The following is a 15,196-nucleotide window of genomic DNA, read 5'->3' on the forward strand; positions in this document are numbered from 1 at the left end:
GATGCATCATCTGGCAAATCCCGCAGAAATATCTGCCAGAACGTTAAGCACCCTGTCTATCTCTTCCGGCGTATGGTAGTGGACAAAGCCTATCCGCAGTAACCCATCCCGCTCCTGAAGCTTGAGCCGGTCAAGCAGATCCAGTGCATAGAAATGGCCGGACCAGGTATAGATACCGTGCCGGGCCAGCAGCTGTGCCAGCCTGGCCGAGGATTGTCGGTGGTGGGCCAGGGCAAAGGTGGGGGTTCGGTCAGCCGTGGTATCCGAGCCGTACAAGGTAAACCCGGTCATGTGGTTGAGACCATCAAGAAACCGTTGCGACAACTGTTGCTCGTGTTCCTCGATCCAGCGCGCCGACGTCTGCAGTCCCTTGCGGTCATGGTCAGAACCGGTGAGCCAGCCATGGTATTGAATGCAGGCCAGCAATCCGGCAATCGCGGTAAAGTTCTGTGTCCCTGTCTCCCAGCACCAGGGTGGCTGGTTATTTGCAGCCCGGACCTTATAGGGCTTCAGACTGCCCAACAGTTCTGGCCGACCATACATCACCCCCAGGTAAGGGCCGCAGAACTTGTAGGCTGAACAGGTCAGGAAATCCACATCCAGGGCCTGCACATCCGGTAACCGGTGGGCGGTGTAGTGAACGGCGTCAACATGGACCAGGGCATTCACGGAGTGTGCAGCCCTGATCAGTTCTGCTGCCGGGGTGATGCTGCCGGTCACGTTGGAGGCCAGGGTAAACGCCACCAGTCGTGTTCTGTTGGACAGCAGGCGCTCAAGCTCCGTGACGCAGAGATTTTGACTGGCGGTAAAATCCATCGTCCGGACTGTGCATCCCCGTTCCTCTGCCGCCAGCACCCAGGGGGTGATATTGGCGTCATGGTCCAGCGATGAAACAATAATTTCATCACCTTTGTGCCAGGTTCTGGCGATGGCTCTGCTCAGCGCCAAGGTCAGGGAGGTCATATTGGCACCGAAGGCAATGCTGTCAGCAGGGGCATTTAATAACTGCCCGGCAGCCTCCCTTGCCCGTTCCAGCAGTGCCATGGTTTCTTCACTGGTGGCAAAAAAGCCACCCAGGTTAGCGGAACCCGATTGTTGGTAATCGGACATGGCACTGATCACCGATACCGGAACCTGGGTACCTCCCGGCGCATCAGAATAGACGGCCCGCTGGTTTCCCTCTAGCCGCTCAAGGGCTGGAAATTGCTCTCGGATACGCTGGAGGTTGGTTGAGGTATGCTGTTTTTCCACTGTTCATCCTCCAGGGTTACCGTAATAACGAAAACATCCCGATGCCCGGAGACTTGGCCACTGCTGACCTGAAGCGCAGAGGTGTAGTGATAGACCCGCCGGTCATTGCAGTAAACAATATCCCCGGGCAACAGCGTAGCACTATAGGCAGGTTTTTGTTCCGGATGATAAAAAATTCCAGTCTCTGCACCCTCGACGTTTTTGCGGTCAGTGCAGATGATGGCAATCAGGTCGAAGCCATCCTGGTGAATGCCTTCCGGCACTGGCAAGCCGTGATCATCGCCGGAGCAGGTGACCCGGATTTGATGCACGCCATAAACGGTACGTGCCGGATCAAGACCGAAAAAAACGTTTACCTGTCTGAACAGGGATTGAAATTCCGGCAGCTCCGTCAGGGTCGGTTCAATTTCAGCAAATTCCCGCAGAATGTCGCCACTGAGATAATTGACCGAACGGGACTGGACAAAGTCATCGTGGGGTAATCTTTCCAGGCGTTCTGCAGGCCCGGTAAAACGGGAGTAGCGGCGAAAACGGTAGTGACCGCTGACATAACGGTCAGCGGCAAGATTGGCAAAAAAAGGCGCAAAAGCGTTCAGGTCAAGATCGGTCAGCCGCTGATGTGAAAAGGTAAAATCAGGTGAAATAACAGCCATGGTCACCCTCCTGCCATTACTGATGTTGTTCTACGGTGTCTGCAACATAATAGACGACATAATCGCTACGCAGCGTGCCTGGTGAAGCTGGACAAGCATTTTTTTACCGGTTTGGCATCAGCTGCCATTGCCTGGTCATTGCATGAATCACCAGTTAGTTCAGATAAATTAGTGCACAAGGCTCTCTGCGCAAGTCTGAATCTTAATAACCTGCTTTTAGGGCAAATCCCGAATAAGTCAGCGGCTGGTATAAATAGTTTTTCATGGGATACGGCAGCGGCAGGCAGTCAGAGCCTGATGCCAGGACTTTTGCCAAGGGCACCCGGTTCTCTACCAGCCTTGAACGAATGCAGGTTCGGGCGCAGGCCATCAGCGTCCTCGGTTGATAAGCAGAAATGTAATTGTGCAGGGTATCAACAACGCCTCTGGCTGCAGCAATGTCCAGTGCGGTTTTACCAGAAGCATTGGGAATATTGGCATGGGCACCATTGGCCAGCAGACTGTCAACGATCTCTTGCCGGTTTTTCTGAAGCGCCAGATGCAGTGGGGTATTGCCTGAGCGGCCGGGTTTATTGGGATTGGCTCCATTGGCCAGCAAGCTATTGGCCATACTGTTCATTCTGTAATGGAGAGCCCAGTTAAGTGGAGTCTGACCCCACTTGTCAGGAATATCTGGATTGGCACCTGCTTGCAGTAACGTGTTAACGCCCACAATTTTGCAGTGAAGTATCGCACAGAGCAGCGGAGTCTGGCCCGAGAAGTCAAGGGCGTTGATATAGGCACCTCTGTCAAGCAGGTAATTCAGGAACTTGGTGATCACTGTATCGTTTATATTAAGAAGGGCCATATGCAGTGCTGTGTCACCATTAATGTTACTGGCGTTCAGGTCAGCTCCCCTGTCCAGCAACAAATTGAGGGCCTTATAGTTGCCCAGTTCTGCCGCTTTCAGCAAAGGCGTACTTTGATCTACCAACAAATAGGGGACAGGAAGGTTCGGATCTGCACCGCGATCCAGCAGCGTCTTGACAATACCTTCACCGTCCAGTCTGTAAATGGCAATATGCAGAGGGGTAGATCCACCCACAGAGCAAATATTGGGGTCAATGCCCTGGTCCAGCAACCAGTTGACGGTGGCCAGGTCATTACGCAGGACTGCTGATATCATCAGCTCTGCAAAATCGGCCGTTGTTGCCGACAACTGCCTGCTGGCTGAAGCAGCCACAGCAGATTCTGAATGATTGACCTCTGTCGTGTTATCAGGCAGCGGGAGATCGACTGCAGATGAGGATTCCACGCTGGCATCGGCTACCATTTCCTGCGAATGGTCATGCTCCGTCCTGACGCTTGGTAACATTGTTGTGTTTCCGTTCAAGATATACAAAGAACAGCAATCGTTTAAAGAAAATAGTTCACAAGGTTCGCTACGCAAGCCTGAATCTAAATGACCTGCTTTCGGGACAATTCCTAAAGAGTCAGCGGCTCGTGTAAATAAGCCCTTATGGGATTGGACAGCGGCAGGCAGTCAGAGCCTGGTGCCAGGGCTTTTGCCAGCGGCATCTGGTTCTTTACCAGCCGTGAACGAATGCTGGTTCGGGCGCAGGCCAATAGCGTCTCCGGTTGATAAGGAGGCATGATATTGTGCAGGGTATCAGCGACGCCTTTGGCTGCTGCAATGTCAAACGCAGTTTGACCAGACGCATTGGGAATATTGGCACGGGCACCATTGGCCAGCAGAATGTCAACGGTATCCCGCCGGTCTTTTTGAAGCGCCAGATGCAGAGGTGTTTCGCCTGACTTGCCTGGCTTATTGGGATTGGCTCCATTGGCCAGCAGGCTATTGACCATACTGTTGATTTTGGCAGGGACGCTGTACAGTACAGCCTTGATAAGTGCAGTCTGACCCCACTTGTCAGGAGTATCTGGATTAGCACCTCGTTGCAGTAAAGTGTTAATGCCCGCAATGTTGCCTGACATTACCGCCCAGAGCAGCGGAGTTTGGCCGTCACAGTCAAGGGCACTGATATCGGCACCTCTGTCCAGCAGGCAATTCATGATCTCGGTGATCGCTGTCGGGTTGTTACAACAAACAGTCGCCAGATGGAGCGCTGAGGAATTCGAATGATCACGGGCGTTCAGATCGGCTCCCCTTTCCAGCAACAAGAAAACGGCCTTGTCATCGGCCTTCATTGCAGCCAGTAGCAAAGGCGCAAAATGGCAGGCCGGGAGATTCGGATTCGCTCCGCGATCCAGCAGCGTCTTGACAACATCTTCCCGCTTGCCATAGATGAGGGCCCAATACAGAAGGGTATAGCGGCCCTGGCAGCGGGTATTGGGGTCAACGCCCCGGTCCAGAAGGTGGTTGAGAGTGGCCAGGTCATTCTTCGCGATGACTAATTTCATCAATGCTGCCAGATCTGTCAACTCACTCGTCGTGGCAGGCAACTGCCTGCTGCCTGAGACTGCCACTGCGGATTCTGAGTGATCGACTTCTGACGTGTGATCAGACGGTGGGAGGGGTACGGGTGGGGGAGACGAGCTTGCATCGGCTGTCATTTCCTCCGAATGATCATACTCCGTCCTGCCCCTTGAGAACATCAATGCTCCCCCTTTCAGGTATATAAAGAACACAAATCGCTTAGTGAAAATAGTGCACAAGGCTCAGTGCGCAAGTCTTGATAAAGGTTGCTGATTAGACTCTGAATCTGCAATTGATCATCTATCTGATGCATTATTAACTTCACAGCGGCACAATAGTTGAAAACCTCCGTAGGCATAAACACAACAGATCAGGTGCAATCATGGGCGAACCTTCCAATGCAGTGCTGGATCCACGAAGTGAAGAGACCAGGCTGAAAACACTGGCCGGTGATATTCTGGCAGAGGCCACCAGACAGGGAGCGGATGCCTGTGAGGTGGGCATCAGCATGGATGCCGGCCTGTCGGCCAGCGTCCGTATGGGTGATGTTGAAACGGTTGAGTTTAACCGTGACCAGGGGCTGGGCATTACCGTCTATCTGGGTAAACGAAAAGGCTCTGCCAGTACTTCTGACAGCAGCCCAAAGGCCATCCGTGAAACGGTAAAAGCCGCCTGCGATATTGCCCGTTACGCGTCCGAAGACCCTTATGCGGGTTTGGCTGACCCCGTGTTAATGGCTGATGGTGATGCGCTGCCGGATCTTGACCTGTATCACCCCTGGGGAATCGATGCCGGGCAGGCGATTGATCTGGCCATGCAATGTGAAGATGCCGGACGTGCGTTCAGTAATAAAATTGTCAATTCCGACGGTGCCAGTGTCTCCAGCCATCAGGGTTGTCGTGTCTATGGCAACAGCAATGGGTTTATTGGCAGCTATGTGTCCAGTCGCCACAGCCTGAGTGCGGTGTTGATTGGTATGCAGGGTGACGAGATGCAGCGGGATTACTGGTATACCGTAAGCCGTAATGCCAACGAGCTGGAAAAAGCGGTCGCGGTTGGCAAGACCGCGGCGGAACGCACGGTGCGCCGACTGGGAGCAAGAAAGGTAGGCACTGCCGAGGTGCCGGTACTGTTTGCACCGGAGGTGGCTTCAGGTCTTATTGCCCATTTTCTCGGGGCGATCAGTGGTGGCAGCCTTTATCGACAGGCCTCTTTCCTGTTGGATCACCTGGGTAAGCCGGTGTTTCCAGAATGGATGCGTATCCACGAGCAACCATTGCTGAAAAATATGCTGGGATCCGCCAGCTTCGATAATGATGGGCTGGCGACCTATGCCAAGGACTTTATTACGGACGGTGTGCTGCAGCATTATATTTTAAGCACCTATTCTGCCCGCAAACTGGGGATGGACAGTACTGCCAACGCCGGTGGTGTTAATAACCTGTTTGTACAAAGCAATGCAGGCGATCTTGATGCGCTGCTGAAACAGATGGGAACCGGGCTGCTGGTTACCGAACTGATGGGGCAGGGGGTTAATACCGTTACCGGTGATTACTCCCGTGGTGCCGGTGGCTTCTGGGTCGACAATGGCGAAATTCAGTTCCCGGTGTCAGAAGTGACGATTGCCGGCAACCTGAAAGATATCTACCGGAATATTGTTGCCGTGGGCAATGATGTCGACAGGCGTGGGAATATCCAGACCGGTTCAATTCTGATCAGCAGTATGAAGCTGGCGGGTGAGTGATTGCTAAAAGGCAAAAGAAGGGACCACAAAGGCACAAAGGTTTTTTGGGCTTTTGTGGTTCAATGTTTAAAAGCTATTCTCGGACCAATGGCACTGACTTAAGGGTGAAAGCCTTGTCATACGTGGTCTTTAAGGCACCCGGCGATTGGAACCACAAAGCACACAAAGAGCACAAAGGAAAAGAAAAGCTCTTCTTAGTGCTCTTTGTGTGCTTTGTGGTTCAAAACGCTACCCATAGAAAACAGTGGCCAGCCCAAGGAATGAGAGGAACCCCACCACATCGGAAATCGTGGTCAGGATAATACTGCCAGCAAGGGCCGGATCAATATTTAATGATTTCAGTAAAACCGGCAGCATCGCACCGGTGACCACGGCAACACTCAGGTTGATCACCATGGCGCAGGCGATCACCAGGGAAATAATCGGATCATCAAACCAGAACCAGGCGATGGTGGCCACCAGGGTTGCCCACAACAACCCGTTGAGAAAACCGGCAACCAGCTCCCGGCTTAACAGCCAGCGGAGGTTGGTCTTACTGATTTGCCCTAGCGCCATACCCCGGATCACCAGGGTCAGGGCCTGACTGCCGGCATTACCTCCCATGCCCGCAACAATCGGCATCAGCACCGCCAGGGCCACCACTTTATCAATTGTTTCCTGAAACAGACCAATGACCGAGGCGGCAATAAAGGCGGTAATCAGGTTGAAGCCCAGCCAGACCGCCCGGCGTCGTGCAGTTCGCAGTGCCGGGGCGAAGGTGTCTTCATCGTCATCCAGACCGGCCATACTCATCATGGAGTGTTCGGCCTCTTCCCGGATCACGTCCACTACATCATCGATGGTGATCCGCCCAAGCAGTTTGCCCTTGTCGTTCACCACCGGGGCGGAGAGCAGGTCCTGCCGTTCGAACAGCTGGGCTACCTGGGTATCCTGCATATCCGCAGGAATCGGGTCCAGGTCGGTTAACATCACTTGTCTGACGGTAGCGCCCGGTTCGGTTGTCAGGAGCAAGGTCAGGGGCAGGCGACCGATGTATTCATCCCGGCGATTGACCACCAACAGGCTGTCTGTGCCATCCGGAATGCCTTCATGACGGCGCAGGTAACGGAGCACAACATCAACGGTGTTATTGGGGCGCACCGTAATGGTGTCGGTGTTCATCAAGCCACCGGCGGAATCCTCCGGATAGGCCAGAACCGCCTCAACCCGCTGGCGGTCCTGACTGTTCATGGAATCCAGCACCTGTCGGGTGATGGTATCTGGCAGTTGCTGCAGCAGGTCGGCGATGTCATCAACATCCTGACCTTGAGTAATGGCTTTCAGTTCGGCAATGTTCATCTGGTCAAGGAAGAACTGGCGAACGTCTTCGCTCAGTTCCTGCAGCACGTCGCCTTCCTGTTCACGGTCAATCAACCGCCATAACAGGCTGCGTAACTTTGGTGGGGAGGACTCCAGCAAGTGCGCGGTATCAGCAGGGGGCAAGGTGTTCAACATGGTGCGCAATTCTGCAGAGACACCGTGCTCAAGAGCATCATTAAGTTTTTTCAGCTCGGCTTCACCGATGCTCAATTGCAGTTGCTGCGCCATTATTGTCTGCCTGAAATGATCTGCCTGAATGATCTGCATGAACAGTTTCTGCGCATCCGGTAAAGGCCGGATGGTCAGGGAAAATGAAAGATGGTCTCTATGGTAATTGCAGTGGCTACTCCCCGCAAAGGGGGAGTCTGTTATTCTTCTTCACCAAAGCGGTCATCAATCAGCTCGCACAGGGCAAGGCAGGCGGCCTCTTCATCATGGCCGTCACAAAGGAGCTCAAGCTCCGAACCCTGTCCTGCCGCCAGCATCATAACCGCCATGATACTCTTGCCATCCACCTTGCGCCCATTGAATCCGATTTCGATCTCACTGGCAAACGCCGATGACGTGGAAACAAACTTGGATGCCGCCCGGGCGTGCAAGCCCAGTTTGTTAATGATTTTTTTTCGATAGGTAATCATTATTCGTGAAGCTCTCTGTGTCTAACCTGAACCCGATCCAGTTTACTGGTAAACAGGGTGCCCAGTGTTTTACCAATATAGACTGAGCGGTGCTGCCCTCCAGTGCAACCGATGGCAATCGTCATATAACTGCGCTGGGCTGACTCAAAGCGCGGAAGCCATTTTTCGATAAAGGCACTGATATCCTCAACCATTTCGACCACCAGGGGATCATCCTTCAGAAAGTCGATAACCGGTTGGTCCAGACCTGTGTATGTTCTCAGGGATTCGTCCCAGAAAGGGTTGGGCAGGCAGCGCACATCAAAGATAAAGTCGGCGTCTGAAGGAATTCCGTTTTTAAAGCCAAACGATTGAAAAAGAACCGTCACACCGCTTTTGTGATCAGCGCAGAACTCCTGTTTGATCATGTCCCTCATCTGATGAACAGAGAGCGATGTGGTGTCGATTTTCAGGTCTGCCTCAATCAGCACCGGCGTAAGCAGCTTTTTTTCTAACGCGATGGCTTCTCTGAGCGATGTCTGGTCATTACTGAGCGGGTGCTTTCTGCGTGTGGCACTGTAACGGCTGACCAGCTTTTCGCTGTCGGTGTCCAGGTACAGTACCTGACAATGGATGCCTTTGTTCCGAAGGGACTTCAGCAGATCAGGAAAGTTATCCAGAGTTCCGGGCAGGTTTCTGACATCAATACTGACGGCCATCCTGGGGGGCGTTGAATGATGGCCTTTCAGGGTATCCGGTAATTGGTTCAGCATACTGGCCGGAAGATTGTCGACACAATAAAAACCCTCATCTTCAAGGGTGTGCAGAGCTGAACTTTTTCCAGAACCGGAGCGCCCGCTGATGATGATAAGTTTCATAGCTGTTCCTTTATGCTTCTGAGCGTGTAGGTATTGAAAGCTGACCCTTCTTCTATTAAAGCAACTTTTGATCAAGAAGCCTACCGGATACCGTTGACCTGAGGTGGAAAAAGCAAATCGATGGCCAGGGTATCCGGAGTTGCTGGCAATCCTGTTAATCAAAATGTGTTTAATGGCTGACAGCGTCTGGTTGCGGGATTCTATCAGGGTGCGGGATATGGGTCAGGCTATTGGTTTTTCCTGATTCTAATGAGTGCGGGAAACTCTGTTAGTGCTTCTGACAGTGCTGTCATTCATTTAATGGGAGAATAATCCTAGAGTTTAAATCACAAGTAAACCAGTGAGAGAGGTTAATTAAATAATCTCTCTTAATTATATGAAACAATCCTATCTTGTTAAAGGAGTAACATCATGGACGCACCACTGACTAAACCACAATTTCTCGCAATTACTTATCAACCATTAGTTGAAACTACTAAACGTCAATTAGTTGAAACGACTAAACATCCATTAGCTGAAAAAGCTTCTCAACCAGTTCCAGTTCCGGGTCCGCGTGAAAAAGATCAGGTACCTGATGATTTTGGCAGGTTCTATAACCGCATGGTAAGGCCACTGGAAAGAAAGTTTGAAGATGGTCAGCCAAAACCAATATTTGTTATTGGCGGTCGGGATAAAGCCGAAGATAAACTGGCCAAAAGCCACATGGCCTACCTTCAGCGCAAGGCTGATGCTATGCAGAATATCAAACCGGTTATTGATTCTGTTGTCCAGACAGAACAGGAAAGCCCCATAGAAAGCGACACCAGTCCCAAGGTGGAGGTCATGCAGGACGAACCGGCTTTGGAACCTGTTCCTCAGACAAATTCGGAAAGCTCTGAAGACAGCTCCTGTGGCTTCTTCAAAAAGCTGAAGCACTGGGCAATTAAAGTTGTCAAAGTTGTTTACAAATATACCGGTCTGAAATTTATTGTTGAGGCAATCAAAGGTAAGGATAAATCTGAACCTGTCGCTGATACCGTCAATACCCAGGATGAAGCTGTCGCTGATACCGTCATAAGCCAGGATGAAGCTGCAGTGGTGGCTGATGTTGTCAAAAGCAAGCGTAAACCTACACCTGTTGCTGATTGTGTCAAAAGAGTGCTTGAAGCTAAAATTGCTACAGTTGATGTGATGAAAGCCAGAGGGCTGGCCCTTCAGCCTGACAGGGCTAAAATGCTTCATGATCTTAAGATTGTACAACGCTTACGAGGTGTTGTTGCACCGATTACACCACGTACCGCAGAGAGTTCGCCTTGCTCCGGGCAGGATAGTTACGATCTTTCCGGGCTTCACCGTGCGAGTACTGTCTTCGCTGAAAAAAGAGATAAAAAAGCCTTGGAGAACATTGCTGAAATTGAAAAGAAACGAGCTGAGGTTGAAGCCAACAAAGCAAAAGAAAATTTTGCCAAGGAAAAAAAGGCTTCATATAGAAATAAATTAATAAATCCTGGGTTAAAGTATGGCAAAGATTGGGTGGCCTACAACTTTTCACGAAAGCAAGAGTCTACTGAAGTGCAGAAGGCCAAAGAGGCCAGGGACATCAAAATGGCCGAGGATCATAAGCGACAGGATTCTCAAAGCCCTGTGTCTGAAACCCCGATTGTTCCATCAACTGTTTCGCCAGTCACTAAAGAAGATCCAAAGGCCGACAGGTATGCAGCAATTCGTGAGCTTGATGAGCAACTTAAGGTTCAACGGTAATTGGCTAAAACCCTGTAAGCCGCAATGCATTTTGTCCGGGACTCAAAGAAGTGTGTTAACAACAAAAGATAAGAGCATTGTGATCAGTTGAACCTTTCAGGCCATCATTACCTATGATGGCCTTTTTTGTCACGTTATTCACTGTTCACTCATAGTACGATAGAGCATTGTCGTATTGGTAGCCGAACGTATTTTCTGAAGGGTCAGGGCAGAATGAAATCGCCCGGCCAGCGTCCTTAAAATTTCAAGATGTTCCTGGTTTTCGCCTTCTGGCACGATCAGCGCGAATACCAGATCAACGGGCTCACGGTCCACCGCATCAAAATCAACCGGTTCCGCCAGTCGTATAAAAAGACCGATAGGCTCCGGGCAGGCTTTGCAACGACAGTGGGGAATAGCCACGCCATCACCCAGTCCGGTGGTGCCAAGACGCTCCCGGGCAACCAGCGCTTCAAACAGTTCTTTGGCATTGATTTCGGGGGCATCGCTGCTGATGCGTTCAGCGATAAATTCCAGGATTTTCTTTTTGCTGGCCCCGTGCACCCCGTCAAGGGTGCGCTCGGGGGTTAGGATGCGGTGAATAATCATGCTGAATAAGAATGGCAACCTGATAAATCAAAGGGCATGGCCACTGGCACCCTGTTGCCTGTCCAGGGCTTTCTCTTTTCGTTTAACCAGCTGCCGATCCAACTTGTCCGAGAGCAGGTCAATGGCTGCGTACATGTCTTCGTGCTCGGCGGTGGCATTAATCTCGGCCCCGCGGGTATGCAAAACGGCTTCTGCTTTCTGCACCAGCTTTTCGACGCTCAGGGTCACCTGTACATTGGTGATATGGTCAAAATGTGAACCAAGACGCTCCAGTCTTTTGATCACATAGTCGTGCAGAGCTTCTGTTACCTCGACATGATGCCCACTGATGTTGACTTGCATGTAACGCTCTCCTGAATCCCATTATCCAGATAATCACCAGTCCGCGGGATTTTTCGTACTGGCTGAGTTCGATTCTATCACTGTCGGTGCAGCTTGGAATGCCCTGAGACAAAAAAAACTGCTTTTTGAACGGTGTATCAACGGAGCTTGTGTAAAAAATTCCGGAACACTGTTTCAATGTGATTGATGGGCGTCCCTTATCAATACCTATCAATGACATCCAAACTCCATTCGTCCTGAGCGGAGTCGAAGGGCGTAAGCACCATGCCCTGAATAAAGACTGTGCCAATCACCTTCCGTCCGTGCATCCAAGCGGAGCCGAAGGACGCTCAGGGTAAACGGAGATTGCACACATCAAACTCCTCAAAATGATGTACTAAGGCACTAACTGCTTACGCTCATTGGATGGCGGAATATTCATGGACTCACGGTATTTGGCAATGGTGCGCCTTGCTACCTTGATGCCCTGATCCCCCAGAATCGCTGCAATTTTATTGTCACTGAGGGGCTTGCGCGGTGTCTCTTCAGCAATAAGTTTGCGGATATGGGCCCGAATGGCCGTGGAGGAACACTCCCCCCCTTCCGTGGTGCTGACATGGCTGGAAAAAAAGTACTTCAGCTCGTAAACACCCCGGGGAGTATGCATGTACTTCTGAGTAGTGACCCGGGATATCGTCGACTCATGCATCCCCACCGCCTCGGCAATATCCGCCAGCACCAGGGGTTTCATGGCTTCATCCCCTTTTTCCAGGAACTCCTGCTGATAGGTAATAATCTGGCTCGCCACTTTCATCAATGTTTCATTGCGACTTTGCAGGTTTTTCAAAAACCAGCGGGCTTCTTGCAGATGGTTCTTCATGAACACATTGTCGCGGCTGTTATTGGCTCTCTGAACCATGGACGCATAATTATTATTAATACGCAGTTTGGGCAGGGCGTCGGAATTCAGTTCCACCGTCCAGCGTTCCCTGATTTTCCGGACGGATATATCCGGAACCACATATTCGGCTTCTGTCTGATCAATGGTGCTGCCGGGTTTTGGGTGGAAGCTCTGAATCAGGCTGAGGGCTTCTCGCAGCTGGTCTTCTTTCAGTTTGGCATGACGCATGATGCTGGCATAATCACGGGTGCCAAGGGACTCAAGGTAACGGGTGAGCAGTTTTTCTGCATTGTTGAAATGGGGTGTTGAGGGCGGCAGCTGACGAAGTTGAACCAACAGGCACTCTCTAAGGTCAACACTGCCACAACCCACCGGATCGAATTGTTGCACCCGGTGTTGCAGCACATGGATCTCTTCAATCTCCAGATCGTCCAGTTGGGATTGAAGAGAGACAAACAGGTCATCCAGCGTGCAGGTTAAATACCCATCCGGATTAACCGCCTCGATGATCGCCAGACCAATCAGCCGGTCCCGGTCGCTCATGGGCACCATATCCAGTTGCCATTCCAGGTGATCCTGAAGTGACTCCACAGCGGAGGATTTTGCCAGGGGGTCATAATCATCGTCACCGCTGCTGGCCGGCAGGCTGGAATACACGTCGTCCCAGGCGGAGTCCACGGGCAGTTCATTGGGAATGCTGTCTGACCATTCCGCCATCTCCTGAGGCTCAGGTTCTGAGGCTTTTTCGCTCAGATCAACGAGCTCTTCCCGTCCTTCAGTGCTGCTGGCGGTGTCCTCTGTCTGGCTATCGTCGGACTCCAGCATGGGGTTGGACTCCAGGGCCTCCTGAATCTCCTGCTGAAGATCCAGGGTCGATAGCTGTAGCAGCCGGATGGCCTGTTGCAGCTGCGGCGTCATGGTCAACTGCTGGCCCATCTTGAGCTGTAAGGAAGGCTTCATAGGCAACCGTATACCTTTACTTCGTTGTCCGTGGAGGCTGCAGAGGCTTACTCTCCATGTGCGGCTGATTATAAACCCATAGACGTTTCTGAAACCATAGCTTTAGCAAAAAATGTGCAAAGATTGAATACGATGAAATTACGTGTGTTTTTGTGTGGCTTATAAGCGCTTTCCGCCTTTAAAGTTCGGTCATAACGACTGTCAGAATGGTTAAAAAAAACTACCCGATCATTATTTGACATTGGTCATTTACAACCAAAAGTTCAAGAAATAACCTGCGCGAAATTTAGCCATTTTCAGGATTCCCCTGTGGATATACTCATCGTCATACCCGTAGTTGCACTGGTTATATACGCCATCGTGAAGAACTACAGTGCATCAGCCTCGCTGGCTATTGCCGGTATTGTCCTGCTAAGTGCCGCCGCGTTGATGGGGATAAAAGACATTCTGCCAGCGGCCAAGGCCACCGGTTTTATCCCCTTTGACCTGTTTCAACTGATGAACACGGTATTCAGCTTCCGCATGGCCAGCCTGGGTCTGACCATCATGGCCTGTGGTGGTTTTGCCAGCTACATGTCCCATATCGGTGCCTCAGAAGCGCTGGTTCGACTGGCCGTTAAGCCCATCAGCCGTTTTCGCTCACCTTATATGGTACTGGCACTGTGTTATCTGCTCAGTGTTGTGCTGCAAATGTTCGTCACCTCGGCAACGGGTCTCGGTTTGCTGTTGATGGTGACGCTGTATCCGGTGCTGAGAAATATCGGTTTAAGCCCGGCTTCAGCGGTTGCCGTGATCGCTTCTCCGGCGGCGTTTGAAATCGGTGTCACCCAGGTGAATGCCAACTTTGCCGCCAGCCAGTCCGGACTGGAAATTACCGAATACTTCCTGGATTATCAGGCCTGGATCACCGTCCCCATGGCGCTGGTGGCGGCGGCCCTGCACTTTGTCTGGCAGCGTCGGTGTGACCTGAAAGATGGCTACAGGGTTGCCGAGCATGTGGGCGAGGGCATCGAACATACAGACGGTGACAAGAAAGACCCGGCCCCGGCATTCTATGCGCTGCTGCCCATGATTCCTTTCTTCCTGTTGTTGATCTTTTCCAAAATGATGGTGTCGTCCATCAAAATGAACCTGGTCATGGCCATGCTGATCAGCGTATTTGCCGGCATGTTCTGTGAAGTGATCCGTACCCGGAAAATGAAACAGTCCCTTGATGGCTTTGATCAATTCCTCAATGGTATGGGTGCTGTTTTTGGTCCGGTGGTAGGTCTGATTATCGGTGCTGAAATTTTTGCCACAGGGTTAAAACATATTGGTGCCATTGACTCCCTGCTCGGTTCTGCCCAGGGGCTGGGTATCGGTGCTGCCGGTATGACGCTGTTTATGGCCATGCTGATTGCTGTTGCGGCCATTATGATGGGCTCTGGCAATGCAGCCTTCCTGTCATTTGCCACCCTGGCACCAGAAGTTGCCAAAAGCTTTGGTGTGCCTGCGGTGGCCATGCTGCTGCCCATGAACTTTGCCGCTTCCATGGGCCGTTCCATGTCCCCCATCTCGGCGGTCATTATGGCCTGTGCCGGTATTGCCAAAATCTCACCGTTTGAAGTGGTGAAAAGAACCTCGGTACCGATGATTGGTGCGTTTGTGGTTGGTATGGCGCTGCATCTGATTTTGTTTGTCTGATCCTTTTCTCCCCCGCCTGGCGGGGGCGTTTTTTTAATATGATCCTGCGTTGCTCTAGTTCAGGAAAGCCCTGATACCCGACATC

At 51.5% G+C, this 15,196-nt stretch carries 13 protein-coding genes; 3 read left to right on the forward strand and 10 right to left on the reverse strand.

The genetic code is table 11. The features are described 5' to 3' along the window. Window positions 1–6: 6 nt before the first annotated feature. The 4 genes from ACO6UY_RS09280 to ACO6UY_RS09295 all read right to left on the reverse strand — a co-directional run bounded on the left by ACO6UY_RS09280 (window position 7) and on the right by ACO6UY_RS09295 (window position 4,304). Window positions 7–1,251 carry a cysteine desulfurase-like protein gene (locus ACO6UY_RS09280; RefSeq protein ID WP_422449963.1) on the reverse strand — a complete coding sequence of 415 codons (1,245 nt, stop codon included), beginning with the start codon at window positions 1,249–1,251 and terminating at the stop codon, window positions 7–9. Then, window positions 1,182–1,904, reverse strand: coding sequence for a 2OG-Fe dioxygenase family protein (locus tag ACO6UY_RS09285; RefSeq protein ID WP_422449964.1), 723 nt, complete (start codon window positions 1,902–1,904; stop codon window positions 1,182–1,184). Before ACO6UY_RS09285 ends, ACO6UY_RS09280 begins: the two co-directional genes overlap by 70 nt. Before the next feature lie 202 nt (window positions 1,905–2,106). After that, window positions 2,107–3,258 (reverse strand): ankyrin repeat domain-containing protein, encoded by a 1,152-nt coding sequence (locus ACO6UY_RS09290; RefSeq protein WP_422449965.1) that lies wholly within the window; start codon window positions 3,256–3,258, stop codon window positions 2,107–2,109. A gap of 110 nt (window positions 3,259–3,368) precedes the next feature. Then, window positions 3,369–4,304, reverse strand: coding sequence for an ankyrin repeat domain-containing protein (locus tag ACO6UY_RS09295; protein ID WP_422449966.1), 936 nt, complete (start codon window positions 4,302–4,304; stop codon window positions 3,369–3,371). 398 nt (window positions 4,305–4,702) lie between these two features. Between ACO6UY_RS09295 and pmbA the strand changes: the two genes are divergently transcribed. Beyond that, complete coding sequence (gene pmbA, locus ACO6UY_RS09300; RefSeq protein WP_422449967.1) at window positions 4,703–6,064, forward strand: metalloprotease PmbA; 1,362 nt, start codon at window positions 4,703–4,705, stop codon at window positions 6,062–6,064. A gap of 228 nt (window positions 6,065–6,292) precedes the next feature. Here the strand turns inward: pmbA and mgtE are convergent, their stop codons facing one another. The 3 genes from mgtE to rapZ form a co-directional block, all read right to left on the reverse strand. Then, on the reverse strand, window positions 6,293–7,651 hold the full coding sequence (gene mgtE / locus ACO6UY_RS09305; RefSeq protein ID WP_422450549.1) for a magnesium transporter: 1,359 nt from the start codon (window positions 7,649–7,651) through the stop codon (window positions 6,293–6,295). Between the two features lie 140 nt (window positions 7,652–7,791). Further along, a complete protein-coding gene (locus ACO6UY_RS09310; protein ID WP_101748935.1) occupies window positions 7,792–8,061 on the reverse strand; it encodes an HPr family phosphocarrier protein in 270 nt (89 codons plus the stop codon). Next, the gene (gene rapZ / locus ACO6UY_RS09315) at window positions 8,061–8,918 is read right to left on the reverse strand and encodes an RNase adapter RapZ (RefSeq protein ID WP_422449968.1); all 858 of its coding nucleotides are present in this window, start codon (window positions 8,916–8,918) and stop codon (window positions 8,061–8,063) included. The genes ACO6UY_RS09310 and rapZ overlap by 1 nt, the downstream gene beginning before the upstream one ends. 411 nt (window positions 8,919–9,329) lie before the next feature. On the opposite strand from rapZ, the gene ACO6UY_RS09320 reads away from it, so the two are divergent. After that, on the forward strand, window positions 9,330–10,658 hold the full coding sequence (locus ACO6UY_RS09320) for a hypothetical protein (protein ID WP_422449969.1): 1,329 nt from the start codon (window positions 9,330–9,332) through the stop codon (window positions 10,656–10,658). Between the two features lie 138 nt (window positions 10,659–10,796). Here the strand turns inward: ACO6UY_RS09320 and ACO6UY_RS09325 are convergent, their stop codons facing one another. The 3 genes from ACO6UY_RS09325 to ACO6UY_RS09335 form a co-directional block, all read right to left on the reverse strand. Then, the gene (locus ACO6UY_RS09325) at window positions 10,797–11,246 is read right to left on the reverse strand and encodes a PTS sugar transporter subunit IIA (RefSeq protein WP_422449970.1); all 450 of its coding nucleotides are present in this window, start codon (window positions 11,244–11,246) and stop codon (window positions 10,797–10,799) included. 27 nt (window positions 11,247–11,273) lie between these two features. Continuing rightward, on the reverse strand, window positions 11,274–11,588 hold the full coding sequence (gene hpf, locus ACO6UY_RS09330; protein WP_101748939.1) for a ribosome hibernation-promoting factor, HPF/YfiA family: 315 nt from the start codon (window positions 11,586–11,588) through the stop codon (window positions 11,274–11,276). Between the two features lie 376 nt (window positions 11,589–11,964). Then, window positions 11,965–13,428, reverse strand: coding sequence for an RNA polymerase factor sigma-54 (locus tag ACO6UY_RS09335; protein WP_422449971.1), 1,464 nt, complete (start codon window positions 13,426–13,428; stop codon window positions 11,965–11,967). 309 nt (window positions 13,429–13,737) lie between these two features. On the opposite strand from ACO6UY_RS09335, the gene dcuC reads away from it, so the two are divergent. Further along, on the forward strand, window positions 13,738–15,111 hold the full coding sequence (gene dcuC / locus ACO6UY_RS09340) for a C4-dicarboxylate transporter DcuC (RefSeq protein ID WP_422467119.1): 1,374 nt from the start codon (window positions 13,738–13,740) through the stop codon (window positions 15,109–15,111). Window positions 15,112–15,196 lie beyond the last annotated feature (85 nt).

The organism is Endozoicomonas sp. ALE010 (assembly GCF_049310165.1).
GTDB lineage: Bacteria > Pseudomonadota > Gammaproteobacteria > Pseudomonadales > Endozoicomonadaceae > Endozoicomonas.

Bases quoted from the DNA above. Each gene is read 5' to 3' on its own strand.
- ACO6UY_RS09325 (WP_422449970.1), bottom strand. From the start codon at position 11,246: ATGATTATTCACCGCATCCTAACCCCCGAGCGCACCCTTGACGGGGTG.
- pmbA (WP_422449967.1), top strand. From the start codon at position 4,703: ATGGGCGAACCTTCCAATGCAGTGCTGGATCCACGAAGTGAAGAGACC.
- ACO6UY_RS09320 (WP_422449969.1), top strand. From the start codon at position 9,330: ATGGACGCACCACTGACTAAACCACAATTTCTCGCAATTACTTATCAA.
- ACO6UY_RS09295 (WP_422449966.1), bottom strand. From the start codon at position 4,304: ATGAAATTAGTCATCGCGAAGAATGACCTGGCCACTCTCAACCACCTT.
- ACO6UY_RS09290 (WP_422449965.1), bottom strand. From the start codon at position 3,258: ATGTTACCAAGCGTCAGGACGGAGCATGACCATTCGCAGGAAATGGTA.
- mgtE (WP_422450549.1), bottom strand. From the start codon at position 7,651: ATGGCGCAGCAACTGCAATTGAGCATCGGTGAAGCCGAGCTGAAAAAA.
- ACO6UY_RS09310 (WP_101748935.1), bottom strand. From the start codon at position 8,061: ATGATTACCTATCGAAAAAAAATCATTAACAAACTGGGCTTGCACGCC.
- rapZ (WP_422449968.1), bottom strand. From the start codon at position 8,918: ATGAAACTTATCATCATCAGCGGGCGCTCCGGTTCTGGAAAAAGTTCA.
- ACO6UY_RS09285 (WP_422449964.1), bottom strand. From the start codon at position 1,904: ATGGCTGTTATTTCACCTGATTTTACCTTTTCACATCAGCGGCTGACC.
- hpf (WP_101748939.1), bottom strand. From the start codon at position 11,588: ATGCAAGTCAACATCAGTGGGCATCATGTCGAGGTAACAGAAGCTCTG.
- ACO6UY_RS09335 (WP_422449971.1), bottom strand. From the start codon at position 13,428: ATGAAGCCTTCCTTACAGCTCAAGATGGGCCAGCAGTTGACCATGACG.